This is a genomic window from Lysobacter sp. Soil_C_59, from assembly GCF_057656415.1.
On sequence record NZ_JBDGKK010000013.1, the window covers coordinates 24,727 to 44,937 of the forward strand.

Annotated in this window: 24 protein-coding genes and 1 tRNA gene; 15 read left to right on the plus strand and 10 right to left on the minus strand. The window is 67.8% G+C overall.

Translation table 11 applies throughout. From position 1 onward, the window contains the following. Positions 1-37: 37 nt before the first annotated feature. Together AC3A3Q_RS17715 and AC3A3Q_RS17720 are read right to left on the minus strand one after the other, a co-directional pair. Complete coding sequence (locus tag AC3A3Q_RS17715) at positions 38-787, minus strand: M90 family metallopeptidase (RefSeq protein WP_487587480.1); 750 nt, start codon at positions 785-787, stop codon at positions 38-40. Between the two features lie 33 nt (positions 788-820). Then, complete coding sequence (locus AC3A3Q_RS17720) at positions 821-1,090, minus strand: hypothetical protein (protein ID WP_487587481.1); 270 nt, start codon at positions 1,088-1,090, stop codon at positions 821-823. A gap of 571 nt (positions 1,091-1,661) precedes the next feature. On the opposite strand from AC3A3Q_RS17720, the gene birA reads away from it, so the two are divergent. The 4 genes from birA to AC3A3Q_RS17740 all read left to right on the plus strand — a co-directional run bounded on the left by birA (position 1,662) and on the right by AC3A3Q_RS17740 (position 4,283). Continuing rightward, positions 1,662-2,666, plus strand: a complete 1,005-nt coding sequence (birA, locus tag AC3A3Q_RS17725; RefSeq protein ID WP_487587482.1) for a bifunctional biotin--[acetyl-CoA-carboxylase] ligase/biotin operon repressor BirA — start codon at positions 1,662-1,664, stop codon at positions 2,664-2,666. After that, a complete protein-coding gene (locus AC3A3Q_RS17730) occupies positions 2,663-3,412 on the plus strand; it encodes a type III pantothenate kinase (RefSeq protein WP_487587483.1) in 750 nt (249 codons plus the stop codon). Before birA ends, AC3A3Q_RS17730 begins: the two co-directional genes overlap by 4 nt. A 10-nt stretch (positions 3,413-3,422) precedes the next feature. Continuing rightward, positions 3,423-4,157: an SPOR domain-containing protein gene (locus AC3A3Q_RS17735; RefSeq protein WP_487587484.1), complete on the plus strand. Its 735-nt coding sequence runs from the start codon at positions 3,423-3,425 to the stop codon at positions 4,155-4,157. A gap of 50 nt (positions 4,158-4,207) precedes the next feature. Continuing rightward, positions 4,208-4,283 (plus strand) — tRNA-Thr (locus tag AC3A3Q_RS17740). Between the two features lie 48 nt (positions 4,284-4,331). On the opposite strand, the gene AC3A3Q_RS17745 is transcribed toward AC3A3Q_RS17740, so the two are convergent. Next, a complete protein-coding gene (locus AC3A3Q_RS17745) occupies positions 4,332-4,652 on the minus strand; it encodes a hypothetical protein (protein WP_487587485.1) in 321 nt (106 codons plus the stop codon). A gap of 264 nt (positions 4,653-4,916) precedes the next feature. On the opposite strand from AC3A3Q_RS17745, the gene rocF reads away from it, so the two are divergent. The 4 genes from rocF (at position 4,917) to AC3A3Q_RS17765 (ending at position 6,902) form a co-directional block, all read left to right on the plus strand. Next, positions 4,917-5,840 (plus strand): arginase, encoded by a 924-nt coding sequence (rocF, locus tag AC3A3Q_RS17750; protein WP_487587486.1) that lies wholly within the window; start codon positions 4,917-4,919, stop codon positions 5,838-5,840. Positions 5,841-5,976: 136 nt separating this feature from the next. Further along, positions 5,977-6,111, plus strand: a complete 135-nt coding sequence (locus AC3A3Q_RS17755) for an entericidin A/B family lipoprotein (protein WP_487587487.1) — start codon at positions 5,977-5,979, stop codon at positions 6,109-6,111. A 201-nt stretch (positions 6,112-6,312) separates the two neighbouring features. Next, the gene (locus AC3A3Q_RS17760; RefSeq protein WP_200606995.1) at positions 6,313-6,465 is read left to right on the plus strand and encodes an entericidin A/B family lipoprotein; all 153 of its coding nucleotides are present in this window, start codon (positions 6,313-6,315) and stop codon (positions 6,463-6,465) included. A 236-nt stretch (positions 6,466-6,701) separates the two neighbouring features. Beyond that, positions 6,702-6,902, plus strand: a complete 201-nt coding sequence (locus AC3A3Q_RS17765) for a CsbD family protein (protein WP_487587488.1) — start codon at positions 6,702-6,704, stop codon at positions 6,900-6,902. Between the two features lie 154 nt (positions 6,903-7,056). Here the strand turns inward: AC3A3Q_RS17765 and AC3A3Q_RS17770 are convergent, their stop codons facing one another. After that, on the minus strand, positions 7,057-7,857 hold the full coding sequence (locus AC3A3Q_RS17770) for a hypothetical protein (protein WP_487587489.1): 801 nt from the start codon (positions 7,855-7,857) through the stop codon (positions 7,057-7,059). Between the two features lie 96 nt (positions 7,858-7,953). Here AC3A3Q_RS17770 and AC3A3Q_RS17775 point away from each other — a divergent pair, with 96 nt between their 5' ends. The 4 genes from AC3A3Q_RS17775 to AC3A3Q_RS17790 all read left to right on the plus strand — a co-directional run bounded on the left by AC3A3Q_RS17775 (position 7,954) and on the right by AC3A3Q_RS17790 (position 11,768). Further along, positions 7,954-9,282 (plus strand): tryptophan--tRNA ligase, encoded by a 1,329-nt coding sequence (locus AC3A3Q_RS17775; RefSeq protein ID WP_487587490.1) that lies wholly within the window; start codon positions 7,954-7,956, stop codon positions 9,280-9,282. Then, complete coding sequence (locus AC3A3Q_RS17780) at positions 9,279-9,590, plus strand: hypothetical protein (protein WP_487587491.1); 312 nt, start codon at positions 9,279-9,281, stop codon at positions 9,588-9,590. The genes AC3A3Q_RS17775 and AC3A3Q_RS17780 overlap by 4 nt, the downstream gene beginning before the upstream one ends. Positions 9,591-9,596: 6 nt before the next feature. Further along, complete coding sequence (locus AC3A3Q_RS17785; protein WP_487587492.1) at positions 9,597-10,532, plus strand: MBL fold metallo-hydrolase; 936 nt, start codon at positions 9,597-9,599, stop codon at positions 10,530-10,532. A 129-nt stretch (positions 10,533-10,661) separates the two neighbouring features. After that, entirely contained in the window at positions 10,662-11,768 is a 1,107-nt protein-coding gene (locus tag AC3A3Q_RS17790) for a sensor domain-containing diguanylate cyclase (protein WP_487587493.1), read from the plus strand. 77 nt (positions 11,769-11,845) lie between these two features. Here the strand turns inward: AC3A3Q_RS17790 and AC3A3Q_RS17795 are convergent, their stop codons facing one another. The 6 genes from AC3A3Q_RS17795 to pdhA are packed head-to-tail and all read right to left on the minus strand — an operon-like array spanning position 11,846 to position 16,581. After that, positions 11,846-12,232: a VOC family protein gene (locus tag AC3A3Q_RS17795; RefSeq protein ID WP_487587494.1), complete on the minus strand. Its 387-nt coding sequence runs from the start codon at positions 12,230-12,232 to the stop codon at positions 11,846-11,848. 17 nt (positions 12,233-12,249) lie between these two features. Continuing rightward, positions 12,250-13,650 (minus strand): dihydrolipoamide acetyltransferase family protein, encoded by a 1,401-nt coding sequence (locus tag AC3A3Q_RS17800; RefSeq protein WP_487587495.1) that lies wholly within the window; start codon positions 13,648-13,650, stop codon positions 12,250-12,252. Between the two features lie 42 nt (positions 13,651-13,692). After that, on the minus strand, positions 13,693-14,085 hold the full coding sequence (locus AC3A3Q_RS17805) for a cupin domain-containing protein (RefSeq protein ID WP_487587496.1): 393 nt from the start codon (positions 14,083-14,085) through the stop codon (positions 13,693-13,695). Further along, positions 14,082-14,444, minus strand: coding sequence for an SH3 domain-containing protein (locus AC3A3Q_RS17810; RefSeq protein WP_487587497.1), 363 nt, complete (start codon positions 14,442-14,444; stop codon positions 14,082-14,084). The genes AC3A3Q_RS17805 and AC3A3Q_RS17810 overlap by 4 nt, the downstream gene beginning before the upstream one ends. 14 nt (positions 14,445-14,458) lie before the next feature. After that, positions 14,459-15,460 (minus strand): alpha-ketoacid dehydrogenase subunit beta, encoded by a 1,002-nt coding sequence (locus tag AC3A3Q_RS17815; protein WP_487587518.1) that lies wholly within the window; start codon positions 15,458-15,460, stop codon positions 14,459-14,461. A 50-nt stretch (positions 15,461-15,510) separates the two neighbouring features. Next, positions 15,511-16,581: a pyruvate dehydrogenase (acetyl-transferring) E1 component subunit alpha gene (gene pdhA / locus AC3A3Q_RS17820; protein WP_487587498.1), complete on the minus strand. Its 1,071-nt coding sequence runs from the start codon at positions 16,579-16,581 to the stop codon at positions 15,511-15,513. Positions 16,582-16,940: 359 nt separating this feature from the next. Between pdhA and AC3A3Q_RS17825 the strand changes: the two genes are divergently transcribed. The 3 genes from AC3A3Q_RS17825 (at position 16,941) to AC3A3Q_RS17835 (ending at position 20,053) form a co-directional block, all read left to right on the plus strand. Beyond that, positions 16,941-17,822, plus strand: coding sequence for a tryptophan 2,3-dioxygenase (locus AC3A3Q_RS17825; RefSeq protein WP_487587499.1), 882 nt, complete (start codon positions 16,941-16,943; stop codon positions 17,820-17,822). Positions 17,823-17,838: 16 nt separating this feature from the next. Then, a complete protein-coding gene (locus AC3A3Q_RS17830; protein WP_487587500.1) occupies positions 17,839-18,231 on the plus strand; it encodes an NUDIX domain-containing protein in 393 nt (130 codons plus the stop codon). A 277-nt stretch (positions 18,232-18,508) separates the two neighbouring features. Further along, a complete protein-coding gene (locus AC3A3Q_RS17835) occupies positions 18,509-20,053 on the plus strand; it encodes a peptide MFS transporter (protein ID WP_200606972.1) in 1,545 nt (514 codons plus the stop codon). Positions 20,054-20,211 lie beyond the last annotated feature (158 nt).

Here is a 20,211-nt window from a genome sequence, read left to right on the forward strand (position 1 = left end):
CGGCCTGGTCGCGAGCAAGCTCGCTCCTGCAAAGCGTTTACGCGAACGGCGAGGGACCGTAGAACCTGCGCATGTGCGCGGCCACTGCCGGCATCTCCGCTTCGAGCAGTCGCGGATCGCTGAAGTGGTACTCGGTGGCGACGGCGAAGAACTCTTCCGGCGCTTCGGCCGCATAGCCATCGATGGCCGTTTCCTCCCCGGCATCCACGCGCGCGGCGAAGGCGTCGTATGCGGCCTGGAAATCGCGCGCCCATTCGCGCTGCCAGGGGCGCGGCAATGGCGGCGTGCCATCGAGCAGGCCGTCGAGCACGTCGATCTTGTGCGCGATCTCGTGCGCCGCAACGCAGAACCCCGCGCGCGGGTCTGCGCAATCGGCAGCGACATCGGCCCACGACAGGATCACCGGGCCGGCCTCCCAGGCTTCGCCGATCAGATCGTCCTGCCACTCGTGCAGCACGCCGGCGGCATCCATGTGGCTGCGATTCACGCGGAAGGCATCGGGATAGACGATCAGTTGCGACCAGCCGCGCAGGCCTTCGGCGCCGAACTCGATCAGCGGCAGGCAGCACAGCGCGGCGAGCATGCAGCACTGGACCTCGTCCAGCACCAGCTCGCCGATCGGGCTGATGGTCTTCTCGTGGAGGAAGCGCGCGGTGAGTTCACGCAGGCGCGCTTCGCGTTCGGGAGCCAGGTTGGTCAGCCACGGAACGCGTGCGCGCGTTTGCAGCCAGAGCGCGTCGGGGACTGTGTCAGGTGCGCGCCAGAGGCGGCGGAACAGGCTCAGCAAGGTCGGGCGCGCGGGTGGAGCGGATGCTCGCGATCAGCGGAACATGCCCGGCAGGAAGCTGTGCCAGCGCGGCGACTGGATGCGGGCATTGCTGCTGCCGGCGGCGTCGCTGTGCAGGGCCGGCTTTGCCTTGGTCGTGCGCGCAGGTGCAGCGGCGGCGCGAGCTTCGGGACGTGCAGCTTCGCGCTCGAGCGCGATCGATTCCGGGCAGCTGCCGCTGTTGGCGGAGCTGAGCTTGATCTCGCGCGCAGCCGAGGTCGAGCTGGCGACCACGATCAGCAGGCACAGGCAGATCCGGAACATGACGGATTCCTCGGACGGGCTTGAAGCCAACGGCTTCAGGCAATGCTGGAATATAGCGCGAAAACGGTGGGTCTTCCTGGCCGTTGGGCGGCCGATGCCATGGTGCATTGCAGCAACTCTCCCTGTCTGTACCGCGAAAACGGATGCAGCTTCTGGTCCTTCACCGGGGCACACCCCGGGTGATGCTGCATGGCTATCTTCTCCTATCGATGCAGCGCCGGGGCGGATGGTTGCAACCGCTCGGCGCGCCGGGGCGTCGTCCTGCCGATTCGGTCCCGGTTGCGACCGCTACCACCAGTGTCGAAGGGGCGGGAGCGGCCTGCTTCCCCCCCATGCGGCTGCCCAGGCCAGGCCCCTTCGACACCGGCATCCTGCGGATACGGCCCGATTTGCCGGCGCCGGCCACGGCCCGATGGCGTCGGTTCAGTCGGCGAGCGCCTGACGCCGGGCTGGCACCCTCGCGCATAATTCGCGCCATGACGCGTGCCCTTCGCCCGCAACCGCGCCCGCGGTTGCCCCTCCTGTTGTCGCCACCCGACCGCCGCCGCCGCGCCCACCCGGGGCGTGGCTGATGGATGACCGCGCCCTGTTGCTGCGGCTGATGGCCGGGCCGGCCTCGGGCGATGCCCTGGCCCAAGCCAGCGGCCAGACCCGGGCAGCGGTCTGGAAGCGGATCGAGGCGCTGCGCGAGGCCGGGGTCGCGATCGAGGCCCAGGCCGGACGCGGTTACCGGCTGGCGCAACCGATCGACCTGCTCGATGCGGCCGCGATCCGCTCACGGCTGCCTGCCGCAGCCGCTTCGGCCCTGGCGGGGCTGGAGACGGCCTGGACGATCGACTCGACCAACTCCGAACTGCTGCGCCGGCCCACGCCGGAGCGCGGCGCCCTGGTGCTGCTGGCCGAACGCCAGAGCGGTGGGCGTGGGCGTCGTGGCCGTGAATGGGCGTCGCCGCTGGCCGCGCACCTGTACCTGTCGCTCGCGCGCCAGTTTGGCGGTGGCCTGGCCCGTCTCGGCGGTCTCAGCCTGGTCGCCGGCATCGCCGCGGCCGAAGCCATGCAGGACGCGGGCTTTGCAGGCGTGCGCCTGAAATGGCCCAACGACCTGGTGGTGGGCGACCCCGACGGCAGCCTGCGCAAGCTCGGCGGCATCCTGGTCGAGGGCGGTGGCGAGCACGCGGGGCCGGTTCGCGCGGTAATCGGCTTGGGCATCAACGTACGCATGCCGGCAGCCGCGGCCGCCCAGATCGATCAACCCTGGTGCGACCTGACCTCGCTCGCGATCACTCCGCCGGATCGCAATGCCCTGGCCGCCGCCGTGCTGGCGCGATTGCTGCCGGCGCTTGAAGAATTCGATGCGGTCGGGTTGGCCGCGTTCAGCGCACGCTACGCCGCGCTCGACGCATTGGACGGGCAGGGCGTGAGCGTGCACGGCGCCACGGCGACGGTACACGGCACTGCGCTGGGGCTGGCCGATGATGGCGCGCTGCGGGTGCGCATGGACAATGGCGAGGAACGGCATTTCCATGCCGGTGAAGTCAGCGTGCGCCGTGGCGCAGGGCAAGGGGGCGGGGCATGACGGCGTGGTTGTTTGATCTGGGCAATACGCGGCTGAAGTGCGCGCCGCTGCAGGCCGATGGCAGCGTCGGTGACGCCGTCGCCTTGCCGCACCGCGAGGACGACGTCGCCGCGGCATTGGCGCAACTGCTGCCCGGGCGAATCGACGTCGCCTACCTCGCCAGCGTTGCCAATCCGGCGCTGCGCGTGGCGGTGCTCGATGCATTGACCGCGCGCTGCCAGCGCATCTCACTCGCCCGCACGCAGGTACGACTGGGCGCGGTGCGGATTGCCTACGCCGACCCGCGCAAGCTCGGCGTCGACCGGTTTTTGGCACTGCTGGCCGCACATGCGCGCATCAGCGACGCCGCGCTCGTTTGCGGTGTCGGCACCGCGCTCACGATCGACCTCATCGACGCCGACGGCCGCCATCTCGGCGGACGCATCGCGCCCTCGCCGACGCTGATGCGCGAAGCGCTGCACGAGCGCGCGCCGCAGCTGCCGGAAAACGGCGGCGACTACATCGACTTCGCCAGCGATACCGAGGATGCGCTGGCTTCCGGCTGCGACGGCGCCGCGATCGCGCTGATCGAGCGCAGCTTCGATGCGGCGCGGCAGCGCTTGGGTCGCACCCCTCAACTGATCCTCCACGGCGGCGGCGCCGAAGCGCTGGCCGCCCACCTGCCGAACGCGACACAGGTCGCAACCCTCGTGCTCGAAGGCCTGGCGCAGTGGGCCGGCGCCGAAAGCGTGGCTGGAGCGGACTAGAATCCATCTCATGCTGATACGCGCCCTGGTCGTCCTGCTGATCGTGCTCAATCTTGGTGTCGCCGCGTGGTGGACGCTGCGCGCGCCGCCGTCGCCACCGGTTGCTATCGAGCAACCGCTGGGCGTGGCGCGCCTGCAACTGGCCAGTGAAGTGCAGCCTGCATCCAGGCCTGCTGCCGCGACGCCATCGACTGCCGCGAAACCGCCGGTTGCGACACCCGTGGTCCCGGCGCCCGCCGCAGTGCCGCCCAAGGAATCCGCCGCGCCGAAGGTGGCCGCCGCCATGCCCGCGCAGTGCTACAGCTTCGGCCCGTTCGCCGACGCTGCCGCGGCGAAGAACGCCCACGAAGTGCTGATGGCGGTTGCGACCAGGGTGGTCCCGCGCGAGACGCGCGCCGGGACGTCGCGGGGCTATCGCGTGCTGCTGCCTGCAGCGGCCAGCCTGGCCGATGCGCAGGCGACCGCGCAGCGCATTGCCGCAGCCGGTTTCAACGACTACTTCATCGTTCGCGACGGTGCCGAAGCCAACTCGATCGCACTCGGCCGCTACCGCAACGAGGACTCGGCCAATCGCCGCGCCCAGTCGCTTGTGGCGGCAGGTTTCCCCGCGCGTGCCGAACCGTTGGGCGATGGCCGCGCGAGTTATTGGCTGGATCTGGTTCCGGGCCCGTCGTTCGACACCGCCCGCGCGCAGGCCGCCGTGCAGATCGCACCGCGCCCGCTCGACTGCGCCCGCCTGCAATGAATGAAATCGCAAGCGCGCCAGCCGTCGCGGCAGGCTAGAATGCGAGCCTTGCCGGCATAGCTCAGTTGGTAGAGCAACCGCCTTGTAAGCGGTAGGTCGTCAGTTCGATTCTGACTGCCGGCACCATCGAAAGCCCCGCCATGCGGGGCTTTTTCGTAACGTCGGCGTGACTCTTCAGGCGCGACGGAACAACAGCGTCCTGCAGCCTTCGAGGGTGGAATTCATCACCGACTGGCGCCAGCCGTCAGTCGACGGAAAGACGGCGACCATCACCCGCTCAAGGCCGACGAAGCCCTCCTGACGCTGGGCGACCCAGACGGATTTGCCGTGGCATGAAAATTCCAGGCACACGTCGCCGTGGTCGGACCGCACGTCGTGGCCCCAGATCTCGGCGACCGCCTGCCAGGCGACGAAGTCCTCGCCCATGGCGAAACCGAACGCCGTGACCACGATGGGGTGTGCGTTGGGCGCGGCCTTCCGGGCGAGGCGATCCATCAGACTCGAAATCGTTCCCACGTGCCCTGACCCCCGCGGCCCCGGAGCGGGGCATGCACCTGGATGTTCTGGCGGCGGCAGGCGGGCGTCAATATGAAGAAAGCCACGCGCCAGTGCGGTCGTGCGGGATACCGCAATCACAACGGTCTAAACTCGGCTGGACCAGGTTCCAGCGTCTGGCGTGAGTCCGGCTGGCAACCCACCCAATCAACCGCTCGTACCGGCCCCTGCGCCGGCAGCGGCACCAGACAGGAACGTCACAGCATGAGTCGCAACTACCCCGGGGTTTCGCTGATTGGTGCACCGACCGACGTGGGTGCAGGGCACCGCGGTGCGCGGCTGGGGCCGGAGGCCCTGCGTATTGCCGGCATCGGCGAGGCGCTGGTCAAGCGTGGTGTGGATGTGATCGATCGCGGCAATCTCGATGGTCCGCGCAATCCGTGGCAGAAACCGGTCGAGGGTTATCGCCACCTGGCCGAAGTCGTCGCCTGGAATCGCGCGGTGATGGACGCGGTGGCTGCCGAGCTCGCCGACGGCCGCCTGCCGATCCTGCTCGGCGGCGATCATTGCCTCGGCCTGGGTTCGATCACTGCGGTGGCGCAACACTGCCGCCAGACCGGCAAGCAGTTGCGCGTGCTCTGGCTCGATGCGCATGCCGACTTCAACACCAGCCAGGTCACGCCTTCGGGCAACGTCCATGGCATGCCGGTGGCGTGCCTTTGTGGGCTCGGCCCGGATGCGCTGACGCAATTGGGCGGTTCGTCGCCGGCGCTGCGTCCGGACGAGATCCGCCAGATCGGCATCCGCTCGGTCGACGAAGGCGAGAAGCGCCTGGTCCAGCAGTACGGGCTGGACGTGTACGACATGCGCTATATCGACGAGATCGGCATGAAGCGGGTGATGGAGGAAGCGCTGGAAGGCGTCGACGAGAACACCCATCTGCACGTCAGCTTCGACGTCGACTTCCTCGACCCGAGCATCGCACCGGGCGTGGGCACTACCGTGCCGGGCGGCCCGAACTACCGCGAGGCGCAGCTGGTGATGGAGATGATCGCCGACAGCGGCCGCATGGCCTCGCTCGACATCGTCGAGCTCAACCCGATCATCGACAAGCGCAACCGCACCGCCCGCCTGGCGGTGGACCTGGTCGAGAGCCTGTTCGGCAAGTCGACGCTGATGCGCGACTGAGCCGGCGAGTCCGCGCCGGCGCGGCCACCTGAATTCTGGCTGACATCGCCGCGACCTGGTCCGCCGGGCGCGTGATGCGGCGCGCGCGGCGCCGTGCCATCCTTATGCCACCACTGCCAACGTCCCCGGGGACCCGATGAAACGCTTTGCCGCAATGCTCCTGCTCGCCACCCTGTCGCTGGCCCTGCTCAGCGCCTGCAACACCATGGAAGGACTCGGCAAAGACGTCAAAAAGCTCGGCCAGAAGGTTGAGGACAAGGCCAGCAACTAAGCGCGGAACAGACCACCGTTCGCCCCCCGAAGGCCGGCCAGTCCGGCCTTCGGGCTATCCGGGCCCATGGCTGCCGCCTGAATCGGAAGCCGGATTTTTCGCCCAAATCCACCTCGGCTTCACATCCCCTCACGTCAGATGGTCCCGCCGCATGCAGCCGGTTTGCGTGCGCCTTGCTTCCCATTAGCTGAGGAGATTTCCATGAAGCGTTTGATGGCACTGATGCTGCTCGCCCTGTTCTCGATGGGTACCTTGACCGCCTGCAACACCGTGGCGGGCGCCGGTAAGGACGTGAAGGGAGCCGGTGAGAAGGTCGAAGAAGCCGCCACGGATTGCAAGGACGGCAAGTGCTGATCTACTGACGATCGCGCGAAGCTGTGAAGGGAAAGGCCGGAGCAATCCGGCCTTTCCCTTTTGCGTCATGCACTGCTTGCAACAACGCGCGGCGAAAGCACGCATGCTGAATATCGTATTCACCGACATCAATCCTCGACTAACGCAATCGCGACTTCGTTCGAATGCACGTGCTGCGATGCTGTGCGTGCGGCATCTGACAGATGCGTCGCATCACCCGAAACCGAGGATGAGTGATGAACAAAGACATCATTGCTGGCAAGTGGACGCAGCTCAAAGGCCAGGCGCAGGCCCGTTGGGGCGACCTGACCGACGACGATTTCGCCGTGGCCGAAGGCAACGCCGAATATCTCGCCGGCAAACTGCAGGAACGGTATGGCTGGGAGCGCGACCGCGCCCAGCAGGAAGTGCGTGACTTCGAGAAGACGCTGAACTAGCAGTCCGTCGATCCACGCACGCGGTGCGCGCGTCGGGCGGTGCGGCTGAAGGCCGCAACCGACGCGCGCGATGCAATGGCTCCATCAATCCGAACCGGCCGCGAGGCCGGTTCTTTCATTGCCCGCCCGCTGTAATCCCCGCTGCAATCATTGATCAATACGGAGGATCGGCGACGAAGCCTTCGGGGAACGCACGCGGACGCGAACCGGGCAGGTAGCGCGGATACGGACGCAGCACGCCACGCGCAACCAGCGTGTCGTAGTCGTCGTAACGCAACTCGCTGACCTGCGTCGGCGCGCGCGTCGCGCGGACGAATTGCGTGTGGCTCGCCGGCGACCACTCGCGTTGGCCGTGGCCGGTCCCGATCGATTGCGCTGCCGCGTCCGATTCACGTGCCGCAGGTGCCGCGTTCTTCGCGGCGTCGCCATGCTCGACCCGGTCGAGAACCTCGCCGCGACGCCTGTCCTCCAGCGCCATACCCGCTTCCTCGAAGACTGCCACGCCGATCACGCCGACGTTGTCGGGCCGCCCCGTGCGCGCGGCATAGCTGTCGGGCAAGTCGGTGAAGACGAACTGGGCGACCTGGTCGAGCGACTTGCGCCAGCCGTCGACCTCCATCGTCTGCCAGGGCGCGAGCACGTAACCGGTCTGCGACGGGTGGGTGGTCTGCCCGCTGACCGCGTTGACGCCGTCGACCGACAGCACTACCAGCACTCGCCGGCCGCTGGTGTTGGCCAGGCGCACCGAGTAGCGGTGCCCCGGGGTTCCGGCAATCCAGCGCTGGCCGCGATGGACCGTCGGCGACAGCCATTGGCCGCTGTCGCGGTCGACCACGGCCAGGTCGACCGGACCGCCCGGCTGGTACCGGGCCAGTTCCCTGGCCGGCAGTGGCGCGGCGAAGGCGAGGGCCGCAGCAGCGGCAAGATTGGCAAGCAGGCAGGGCAGGGTGCGCATGGTCGATTCTCCGGATGGGACGCCCGGGAGAACGGATCAGTCGTGGCGGCGGGGTTGGGTACACTGTTGGGCCGTTTTCCCCGGCGTCAGCGTTCGATGAGCCCCACCCGCGTCCTCACCGGCATCACCACCTCCGGCACCCCGCACCTGGGCAACTACGTCGGCGCGATCCGCCCCGCCGTGGCGGCCAGCCGCACCGCCGGCGTGGAGAGCTTCTACTTCCTGGCCGACTACCACGCCCTGATCAAGGTGCAGGACCCGGCGCGCGTGCAGCGCTCGACGCTGGAGATCGCCGCCACCTGGCTGGCCTGCGGGCTGGAGCCGGACAAGGTCTGGTTCTACCGCCAGAGCGACGTGCCGGAAACGCAGGAGCTGACCTGGTTCCTGACCTGCGTCGCCGGCAAGGGCATCCTCAACCGCGCCCACGCCTACAAGGCCTCGGTCGACAAGAACCGCGAAGTCGGCGAAGACGACGACGCCGGCATCAACGCCGGATTGTTCATGTACCCGGTGCTGATGGCGGCCGACATCCTGCTGTTCAACGCCAACAAGGTGCCGGTCGGCCGCGACCAGATCCAGCACATCGAGATGGCGCGCGACTTCGGCCAGCGTTTCAACCACGTCTATGGCGAAGAGTTCTTCGATCTCCCCGAAGCCGTGATCGACGAGAACGTGGCGACGCTGCCCGGCCTGGACGGCCGCAAGATGAGCAAGAGCTACGACAACACGATCCCGTTGTTCGTGCCGCGCGAGGCGCTGAAGAAGCTGATCTATTCCATCGTCACCGACTCGCGCGCGCCGGGCGAAGCCAAGGACGCCGACAACTCCAACGTGTTCCAGCTCTACCAGGCCTTCGCCTCGGAGCAGGAGACCGCGGCCATGCGCCAGGCCTTCGCCGATGGCATCGCCTGGGGCGAGGCCAAGCAGGCTCTGTTCGAGCGCATCGACAGCGAGGTCGCGCCGCTGCGTGCCCGCTATGAGGAACTGATCGCGCGCCCGGCCGACATCGAAGCTGTTCTGCGCGACGGCGCCAGCCGACTGCGCACGCGCTACGCACAGCCGACGCTGGCACGCCTGCGCGAAGCCGTCGGCCTGCGCGACCTGTCCCGCGCCAGCACCGGCACCGTGAAGAAGGCTTCGAAGGCATCGCTGCCGTTGTTCAAGCAGTACCGCGACAACGATGGCCGCTTCTACTTCAAGTTCGTCGATGGCGACCGCCTGCTGTTGCAGAGCGTGGGCCACGAGTCGGCGCGCACCGCCGGCCAGCTGATCGGACGCCTGAAGCAGCAGGGCGGCGCCGCCCTGCACGGCGCGGGCAACGCGGCCGTGCACCTGGGCGATGAGCTGGTGGGGCACCTGCACGAAGGCGTCGAGCTGGCCGAAGTGGTCGAAGCGCTGGCGCAACTGGTGGCCGAGGACGCATGAGCCCGGAGATCGAGCTCAACCTGGCGCTGATCCTGTTCCTGCCGTGGTTCGCGATCCTCGGCGCGCTGTTCTGGCTGTTCCCGCGGCAACCGCGCAATGCGGCGCGCAAGCTTTACGACACGCTGGCGCTGATGCTGGCGGGCACCGCGTTCCTGCTCAGCATCTACTGGTCGCACGACCATGCCGACCCGGCGTTCGGGCGGATGTGGCAGCAGATACTCGCCACGGCGCTGGGGTACGGCGTGTTCCTGGCGGTGCTGACCGTGGCGTTCGTCGTACGAAGGCTGTGGCTGCGGCGCAGGGGCTGAGCACGCATGAAACCGGCCCACGGCATCGTCGCCATCGACACCGGCTTCCATCGGCCCTCGTTCGACGCCGCCTACCTGATGGTGGAGAACGGTCGCGGCGCCTTCATCGATTGCGGCACGCAGCATTCGGTGCCGGCGATGCTGGCGGCGCTGGCAGGGCAGGGGCTGTCTCCGGCGCAGGTCGACTGGCTGATCCTGACCCACGTGCACTTGGACCATGCCGGCGGTGCCGGCGCGCTGATGCGCGAGTTGCCCAACGCCATGCTCGCCGTGCATCCGCGCGGCGCGCCGCACATGATCGATCCGGCGCGGCTGGTGGCCGGTGCGACCGCGGTCTACGGCGAAGAGGAAATGGCGCGCAGTTACGGCGACATCGTTCCGGTCGCCGCAGAGCGCGTGCGCGTGCTGGCCGATGGCGACGTGATCGAGCTGGCCGGTCGCCCGCTGCTGTGCATCGACACACCCGGCCATGCGCGCCACCACCTGTGCGTGTGGGATGAGCGCAGTCGCAGCTGGTTCACCGGCGACACGTTCGGGTTGTCGTATCGCGAGTTCGACAATGCCGACGGTGCGCCGTTCGTGATTCCGACCACCACGCCGGTGCAGTTCGAACCAGAACCGTTGAAGGCATCCATCCGCAAGCTGCTGGCGCGCGCTCCCGTCGCGATGCACCTCACGCACTACGCACGTGTCGGCGATGTCGCACGCCTGGGCGAAGACCTGATCGTGCAGATCGACGCGATTGTCGCGCTCGCGCGCGCTGCCCATGGCAAGGACGATCGCCACGCACGCTTGGTGGAATCGCTGACGCAACTGTTCCTCACGCGGGCACGCGCCCACGGCGCACCGCTCGACGACGCCGAAGTGGCCGGGTTGCTGGCCATGGACATCGAACTCAACGCGCAGGGCCTGGAAGTGTGGCTGGACCGCGAGGCCGCCTGATCCCCATTCAGAATTAATGGGATCTGGCTGAATGGATTAGGCAAGGTGTCGGATCGACGCAGCTGTGGCCTGCGTCACAGGTCCGCAGAGCGCGGGAGAGTAGCCTGAGCCGCCTTTCAGCACCCCCAGATGTCCGCCGTCCGACCCCTCCCTCCACCACTGCCAGACGAAGCGCCACGCCAGGCGGCGTTGGACGCGTATGCAGTGGTGGATACGGTGCCGGAACAGGCCTACGACGACATCGTGCGCCTGGCGGTAACGCTGTGCGACGTGCCCGCTGCGGCGATCTCGCTGATCGATCACGAGCGGCAGTGGTTCAAGGCGCAGATCGGCTTAGATACCCGGCAGACACCGCGTGACCAGGCGATCTGCGATCGCGCGATCACGTCGCCCGGGCAGACGCTGGTGATCGAGGATCTCTCCACCCAGCCTTCGTTCTTTCCGCGACCGGATATCCGCATCGGCAAGGAGCCGTTGCGCTTCTATGCGGGCACGCCGCTGCTGAGTCCCGACGGTCACGCTATCGGCACCGTGTGCGTGCTCGACACGCGCCCGCGTACCTTGACCAGCGCGCAGCGCGAGGGCCTGGAAGTGCTCGCGCGACAGACCCAGCACCTGCTCGAGCTGCGCCGCTATGCGATGGAGCAGCGCCGGCTGTTGTCGGAGCGCGAGGCCTTCGCGCAGCGGCTCGAGGATGCACGGGCCGATCTGCAGCGGCGCAATGACCAGCTCCTGCACAGCGCCACCCACGACGCGTTGACCGGCCTGCTCAATCGCGCAGCGCTCGTGCAGCTGCGCGACAACCCGGAGGCGATGCTGCAACTGCAGCGGGCGCCTTACACCTTGATGCTGCTGGACGTGGACCACTTCAAGGACGTCAACGACCGTCACGGCCACCTGCTGGGCGATCGTGCACTACGTGCAGTCGCCGATGCCGTGGCGGCTTCGATCCGCACCGATGACGTCGCCGTGCGCTACGGCGGCGAGGAATTCCTGGTGCTGCTCCCGGATACGCGATTGTCGGTTGCCACGCAGGTCGCCGAACGTGTCCGCCAGCGCCTGTCGCAGTCGGCGCTGCCGTTCGACCTGACGGTGTCGATTGGCCTGGCCGCCGGCGAGCCGACGCGCGACTGGTCCGAACAGGTGTTCGACCGCGCCGACCAGGCGCTCTACCGCGCCAAGGCGCGCGGCCGCAATTGCGTGGTTGCCGACGACACGCCGCTGCACGGCAGCTGATCCCGTGTAGGAGCGAGCTTGCTCGCGAAACGCGTGGGTGATCCCTTCGCGAGCAAGCTCGCTCCTACAAGATCGCTTCAGTCCCACGTGGTCGGCGGTGTGCCCAGTTCCGGGTGATGCATCTTCACCACGCAAAAGCGCTGACCCGTCGGCGCTTCCATGACCCACCAGCGTTTGACGTAGGCGATCTTCTTCGCGCCGAGCTTCTCCAGCCGGGCGGCTTCGGCGTCGATGTCGTCGGACTCGATGTCCAGGTGCACGCGCGATGGATGGTCGACCTTCTGCACCTCGATGTGCAGCCCGTCGCGGGTGTCGCCGAACTGGGCATAGGTGCCGGGAACATCGCCGGCATCGGGATCGGCGATGCTGGCGCCGAGCGCCTGGCTCCAGAACCTCGCCGCGGGGGCGAGGTCGTCGGTCTGGCAATCGATGATGAAACCGGCAAGTCGACTGCGATGGGCCACGGACCGCTCCTTTGGAATCAGCCCGGCAGGGCCATGTCGTCCAGCAGGGCCTTCAGGAAGCGCGCCGCTTCGCCGCCCGTGCAGGCGCGGTGGTCGAAGGTCAGCGAGATCGGCATGCGGCGGTGCACCTCGATGCCACCGATCACCGCGACTACGTCGTGGCTGAGCTTGCCCGCGCCGATGATCGCCACGCACGGCGGCACCACCACCGGCGTCGCATAGCGGCCGGCGAACATGCCGAAGTTGGACAACGAGATCGTGTAGCCGCTGAGCTCGCTGGCCGGGATCGACCGGTCTTCGACCTGCGCGCGCAGGCGCTGGATCGCGGTTCGCACGCCGGCGCCGTCGAGCATGTCGGCATTGCGCAGCGCCGGCACGAACAGGCCGTCGTCGGTGTCGACCGCGATGCCGATGTCGACCTGCGGATGCAGCGTCCGGCTGAGGTTGTCGCCGTCGAACCAGGCATTGAGCGCCGGCACGGCCTTGCATGCGGCGACGATCGCGCGCACCAGGCGCGCGGTGATGTCCTGCTTGCCGACCCAGGCGTGCAGGTCGGCGTCATCGCACAGCGTCGTCGGGACGACCTTGGCGTGGGCATCGGCCATCACCCGCGCCATGTTGCGGCGCACGCCCTTGAGTTGCTCCGGCTGGCCGCTGGCGCTGACGCCCGGCGGTTGCGTGCGGACCGGCTTGCCGGCCTGCGAGAGCGTGCTGCGGGCGGCGGACGCTTCGGGTGCGCTGGCACGGGCCGGCGCCGGGGCTGCGGACGCCGCCGCAGGGGCTGTTGCCACGGGAGCAGCGCCAGCCTTGGCCGAACCATCGGCGGCTGCGCGCTTGACGTCGTCCATCGTCACCACGCTGTCGGCGCCGGTCGCGCGCACGCGCGTCAGGTCGACGCCGAGCTTGCGTGCCAGTGCGCGCACGGCCGGCATCGCCTTGACGCCGCCGACGGCGACAGCCTGCTCGCTGCGCACCGCATCGGAGCTCTGCATCGCGCCGACCACCGTGCCGGCGTCGTCGCGCTTGGTCTCGGCTTGCGGCGCGGCGGCCTGGTCGCCGGCGCTGATCGTGCCGCCGTCGTCGGAGGCGATCACCTTGTCGCCGTTCTCGGGAGAGTGGCTGCCGGCGCCGTGGTGATGGCCGGTGTCCTGGCCTTCGGCGCGCTGCGGCATCGACGGATCGATCTCGAACTCGGCCAGCATCTTGCCGGTGATGATCACGTCGCCCGGTGCACCAGCGAGCCTGACCACCTTGCCGGACACCGGCGAAGGCACCTCGACCACGGCCTTGGCGGTTTCCATCGACACCAGGTTGTCGTCCAGGCGGATGGTGTCGCCTTCCTTCACGAACCACTCGACGATGGTTGCGTCGGGCAGGCCCTCGCCGAGGTCGGGGAGGAAGAAGGTCTTGTTGCTCATACGGTGTCGTCCCTAGGGTTGCGTCGCTTGGGTGTCAAATTCTCAGATCCACACATCATTGCGCGCGGTCAGCTCGCCGCCGGCATCGCCGGTATTGACCACGCCGGCCGGCTCGATGATCAACGCGTGGCATTCCTCGCTGGCACGGGTGATGTGCTCGACGCCGCGCGGAATGACGCACATCTCGCCTTCGCCCAGCACCACGTCGCGATCGCGGAAGCCGATTTCCATCCGCCCCTTGACGACAATAAACACCTCGTCGGTGTCCTCGTGCGAATGCCAGACGAACTCGCCCTGCATCTTCACCAGCTTGAACTGCACATCGTTCATCTGCGCGACCACGCGCGGCGACCAGTGCTGTCCGAACTGCGCCAGCTTGGCCGCCAGGTTGATGGCCTGCGACTTTGCTTGTTCCGGCGCCGACGCGTCGTTCATGCGTCCTCGCCTTCGTCGTCGTCGAGGATTTCCAGCGCACGCGCCGGGATCCAGCCCTGCATGCCCAGCGCATTCTCCGCCCACCACCACTGCGCCAGTTCGTAGTGCAGGGTGACGATCTCGTCAGCGCGGGCATCGAGCTCGCGCGTGTCGTAGTCCGACAGCGCCTTGGCCACGCCCTGCTCACTGTCGAACAGGGCAGCCGGGACCCAACCGCCGTGGCCTTCGGTAATCGTCGTCCAGACGAACTGCGGCCAGTCGCGGTCGCGCTCGCCCAGCGTCACGTCCTCGCCGCGTGCGATCCGGATCGCCGGACGATCCGGTGCGCGGTGGGCGACTACGACGCGGGCGTGGCGCATGCCTGGCTGTGTCCTCAGCTCGCTGCCAGGGTGCGCTTGGCCGCGGTGACGATGCGTTCCACGCTGGGCAGGTACTTCATCTCCAGGCGGAACAGCGGGATGTGCGTGTCGTAGCCGGTGACGCGCTCGACCGGTGCGACCAGGTCGAACATCGACTCCTCGGCCAGGCGCGCGGCGATCTCGGCGCCGAAACCGGCGGTCTTGGGCGCTTCATGCACGATCACGCAGCGGCCGGTGCGGCTGACCGATTCGGCGATCGTGGCGAAGTCGAGCGGACGCAGCGTCGCCACGTCGATGACTTCGGCACTGATGCCTTGCGTGGCGAGCTTCTCGGCGGCCTCGAGCGTTTCCTTCACCTGCGCGCCCCAGGTCACCAGGGTCACGTCGGTGCCGTCGCGCAGCACGTAGCACACGTCCAGCGGCAAGGCTTCGCCGTCGTCGGGCACCACTTCCTTGTACTGGCGGTAGATGCGCTTGGGCTCCATGAAGATCACCGGATCCGGTTCGCGGATCGCGGCCAGCAGCAGGCCGTAGGCACGCGCCGGCGACGACGGCATGACCACGCGCAGGCCCGGCACGTTGGTGAAGATCGATTCGTTGGCTTCGCTGTGGTGCTCAGGGGCGCGGATGCCACCGCCCCACGGCACGCGCAGCACCATCGGGCAGGTCAGGCGGCCGCGGGTGCGGTAACGGAAGCGCGCGGCATGGCAGATGATGTGGTCGACCATCGGGTAGACGAAGCCGTCGAACTGCGACTCGGCGACCGGCTTCATGCCCTGCGCGGCCAGGCCGACGGTGAGGCCGGCGATGGTGGTTTCGTCGAGCGGCGTGTCGAGCACGCGCTCGGGGCCGAACTGCTGCTGCAGGCCGGCAGTGGCGCGGAACACGCCGCCGTTGACGCCGACATCCTCGCCCAGCACCAGCACGGTGTCGTCGGCGCGCATCTCGTAGGCGAGGGCCTGGGTGATCGCCTCGATCAGGGTGATCGCGGTCGGCGTTGCCGGAGCGGTGGCCATGGCAGTCGCACCCTTGGTTGCTGCGGTCTTGATGGGATCCTCGACGCTCATCAGCGACCCTCCTGCGCCAGCACGTAGGCGCGCTGGGCGGCGACGTCCGGCGGCATGTCGGCATAGAGGTAATCGAACATCGCCTCGACCGGCTGCACCGGCGTTTCCAGGTAGGCGTTGATCTCGACGTCGACGCGCTTGCCGCATTCCTCGGCCCAGGCCTTCTCCTCGGCCTCGCTCCACACGCCCTGTTCGGTCAGGTACGTGCGCAGGCGCGTGATCGGCTCGCGTGTCCAGGCCGCCTTGACTTCGTCGTCCTCGCGATAGCGACGGGCATCGTCGGCGGTGGTGTGGTCGTGCAGGCGATAGGTCATGAACTCGATCACGCTGCCGCCTTCACCGCTGCGGGCGCGCTCGCTGGCGCGGCGCATGCCCTCGAGCACGGCGATCAGGTCGTTGCCGTCGACCTGCAGGCAGTGCAGGCCGCCGGCCAGGCCCTTCTGCGCCAGCGTCTTGGCGCCGGTCTGCGCCGAGCGCGGCACCGAGATCGCCCAGCCGTTGTTGATCACGCACAGCACCAGCGGCAGCTTGTAGGCGCCGGCGGAATTGAGTGCGGCATAGAAGTCGGTCTTGGACGAACCGCCGTCACCGCAGCAGGCCACGGCCAGCTGCTTCTGCTTGCGCAGCTTGAACGCCAGCGCGGCGCCGGCGGCATGCAGGCACTGCGTGGAGATCGGCACGCACCAGGCGTAGTCGTGCTTCGGGCCGGAGAAGTCGTTGCCGCGTTCGTCGCCGCCCCAGTACAGCAGCACCTCGCGCGGCAGCACGCCGCGCATGAACTGCGCGCCGTACTCGCGGTAGCTCGGCGCGAACACGTCGTCGGGCTGCATCGAAGCGCCGATGCCGATGTGCGTGGCTTCGTGGCCGAGGCAACTGGCATACGTGCCGAGCTTGCCGGTGCGCTGCAAGGCGATCGCCTTGCTGTCGAAGGTGCGCACGAACAGCATTTCCTTGAACAGCGGCAGCAGTGCCCTGGCGTCACGGAGTGCGGCAGGAAGCTCCGCCACCGGCTTGCCGTCCGGGCCGAGGTATTGCAGGTATTCGATTTCGAAGGTCGCGGCGACCGTCATCGCGGAAGTCCTGATGATGTGTGGCTGGGAGTCCGAATCGGTCGCGTTCCGGATCCAGTGCCGGCGCATCACCGCATCGGTTGGCTGGGCCCGGAAGGTGCACCGGGCCTGGCTCCGCGGCGTCTGGTAGCCCCGAACACAGGCCTGGCCGACGCGCTTTGCGAACGATCATAACCAACGCAGTGTTAAGGGCCGTTGCGCGCTGCGGCATGAAGTTTTGCGGAAAAACAGGTAAGCGCCGCGGCCCGGAACGGCCGGACGGCAGGGTATGGCGGCGACGGTCGAGCAGGGTGTGGGTGCCGATGCGGTACCCTTTTGGCCCCCCAGCCGGCGTCTTTGCCGGCCACAACGAGCCTGCAATGACGGTCGAGAAGAACGAGCGCGAACTGGAATCGAGCATCCACACCGACCTGTCCGGGCGGATGACCTATTCGGGATACCTGCAGCTGGACACCCTGCTGTCGGCGCAGCAGCGCCTGTCCAATCCGCCGCACCACGACGAGTTGCTGTTCATCGTCCAGCACCAGGTTTCGGAGCTGTGGATGAAGCTGATGATCCACGAGCTCAAGTCGGCGATCGCGCACCTGCGCGAGGATCGGCTGGGCGAGTGCCAGAAGATCTTCGCGCGCTGCAAGAACATCCTGCGCCAGCTGACCGAGATGTGGTCGGTGCTGGAGACGCTGACGCCGTCGGAGTACATGGAGTTCCGCGAGATCCTCGGACCGTCGTCGGGCTTCCAGTCGCTGCAGTACCGCACCATCGAGTTCCTGCTCGGCAACAAGAACGCGGCGATGCTCAAGGTGTTCGCCCATGACGCCAAGGCCGAGGCGAGCCTGCGCGAAGTGCTCGAGTCGCCGAGCCTGTACGACGAGGCCCTGCGCTACCTGGCCCGCCACGGTCACGCGGTGCCGGAGCGGCACATCGAACGCGACTGGTCGCATGCGCACGTCGCCGACCCGGACCTGCTGCCGGTGTTCGAGCGCATCTACGAAGACACCGACGCGCATTGGCAGGCCTACCACCTATGCGAGGACCTGGTCGACCTGGAGAGCCAGTTCCAGCTGTGGCGCTTCCGCCACATGCGCACGGTCATGCGCATCATCGGTTTCAAGCGCGGCACCGGCGGATCCAGCGGCGTGGGTTTCCTCAAGCAGGCGCTGGAGCTGACCTTCTTCCCCGAGCTGTTCGACGTGCGCACGGTGATCGGTGCCGGCGGCAGCTATGGCGCAACGCCGGGGTAAACACGTGGCGGCGCGCGTGCACGACTGCGTCGGCGCGTTCATCGTGAAGGATGGCGAGGTGCTGCTGGGCCTGCGCAGCGACGATTGCGACTGGCTGGCCGGCGCCTGGGACGTGTTCGGTGGCCATATCGAGCCGGGCGAGAGTGCCGATGAGGCGCTGCGACGCGAGCTCGACGAGGAGCTGGGCATTGCCCCCACGCGCATGCGCTACCTCGATGCCATCGCCGGCGAGGTGCCGGAGCCGTGGCGGTTACGCCTGTACGTCGTCGAGGCCTGGACCGGCTCGCCACAAAACCGGCAGGAGCATGCGGCGCTGTCCTGGAGCACCCTGGAACTGGCGCAGCAGCGCCTGGCCGCCGCGCATCCGGACTTCCCGCGCTTGCTGGCCCAGGCCCTGGGCGGCGACTGACGCGGGAGCCCCAGCGCAGCAGAAGCCCGACCGGGCCGGAACCCCCCGTCCCCGACCCTGTCCTGATTTGGCGGAATCGATTGCCCCATCAGGCTGAGCCCCTTCCTGCATAAAGTGCGACCGCTATTCAGCTTGAATGCTGCAGCGCAGCACATTCTGGCCGGTCTTCACGCGGGTTTGACGAGACCGGCCTCAGCCGGTAAATCTCCCCGGTCCCGTGCCAGCCGGCGTGGGTTTTTTCCTTTCAGTACTTGTATCGATTTCCAGGGGATACCGCATGAGCGGAACCGCTATACCTACGCCCGGCCAGGCCGCACCGATTCCAGACTTCAAGCAGACCCTGGGCCATCCCAAGCCGCTTTGGATGCTCTTCATGACGGAGTTCTGGGAACGCTTCGCGTTCTACGGAATCCGCTGGGCACTGGTGCTGTACATCGTCGCCCAGTTCTACGGTGGCGATGCCGCGGGCGAGGCCCCGGCCAACCGCGTCTATGGCGCCTACCTGGCGCTGGTCTACGCCGCGGCGATCTTCGGCGGCTACATAGCCGACCGGGTGCTGGGCTACCAGCGATCGATCCTGCTCGGCGCGGTGATCATGGCCGCCGGCCTTTTCATGATCGCGCTGCCCAACGAGGCCATCTTCAAGCTCGGCCTGGCAACGATCGTGGTCGGCAACGGCCTGTTCAAGCCGAACATCTCGACGATGGTGGGCAAGCTCTACAACGTCGGTGACGAACGTCGCGACTCGGGCTTCACCATCTTCTACATGGGCATCAACCTCGGCGCGATGCTGGCACCGCTGCTGACCCAGTACCTGGCGCGCAAGATCTTCGGCACCGACACCATGCCGGCCTACAAGGTCGTGTTCATGGCCGCCGGCGTCGGCATGCTGATCAGCCTGGTGTGGTTCTGGTTCGGCCGCCGCGGCCTGGAAGGCATCGGCCGTCCGCCGGTGGACGGCGCGGACAAGCGCAAGGTGCTGTACGTGCTGATCGGCGCGCTGTTCGCGATCCCGGTCGTGTACTTCCTGCTGGCCATGGGCGCCGGCGCGCTGCAGGGCGTGCTGACGGTGATGTTCCTGGCGCTGTGCGGCATGTTGCTGGTCGAGGCCTTCCGTGAAGGCGCCGTCCAGCGCGACCGCTGCATCGCGATGCTGATCATCTTCACCTTCAACATCCTGTTCTGGATGTTCTTCGAGCAGGCCGGCAGTTCCTTCACCTTCCTCGCCGACAAGATCGTCGACCGCGACATCTTCGGTCCCGGACTGGCCAACCTCGTCTACTCGCTGAGCGGCGAGCGCGTGTTCCCGACGGCCTGGTTCCAGAGCGTCAACTCGGTGGCGATCATCACCATGGCGCCGCTGATCGCCTGGGGCTGGGTCAAGCTGGGCCGCGCCAATCCGTCGATCCCGCGCAAGTTCGGCCTGGGCCTGATCTTCAACGGCCTGGCGTTCCTGCTGCTGATGTTCGCGCTGTCGAAGCTGGTGACGGCCGCTGGCCTGATCCCGTTCTGGACGCTGTTCGCGGTGTACTGGATCCAGTCGGTGGGTGAGCTGTGCCTGTCGCCGATCGGCCTGTCGATGGTGACCAAGCTGGCCCCGCTGCGCCTGGTCGGCTTCGGCATGGGCGGCTGGTTCCTCTCGACCGGCATCGGCAACAACCTGTCGGGCATCTTCGCCGGCCACGTCAGCGGCGAAGGCGGCATGACCACGGCATCGGCGCTGAGCGGCTACACCTTCGGCTTCTGGGCCCTGGTCGGCGCCGGCGTGCTGCTGTTCCTGATCGCACCGCTGGTGCAGAAGCTGATGCACGGCGTGAAGTGACGATTTGGCCCGTGGCCGCTTCGCGGCCACGGCTTTGCCAAATCGTCATCCCGGCGAAAGCCGGGATCCAGGCGCCCGCGCAGCGGGCGTGCGGTTGAAACACAACGGCGGCCTCCGGGCCGCCGTTTTCGTTTGGCGGGAACAACGTCCATGGGTTC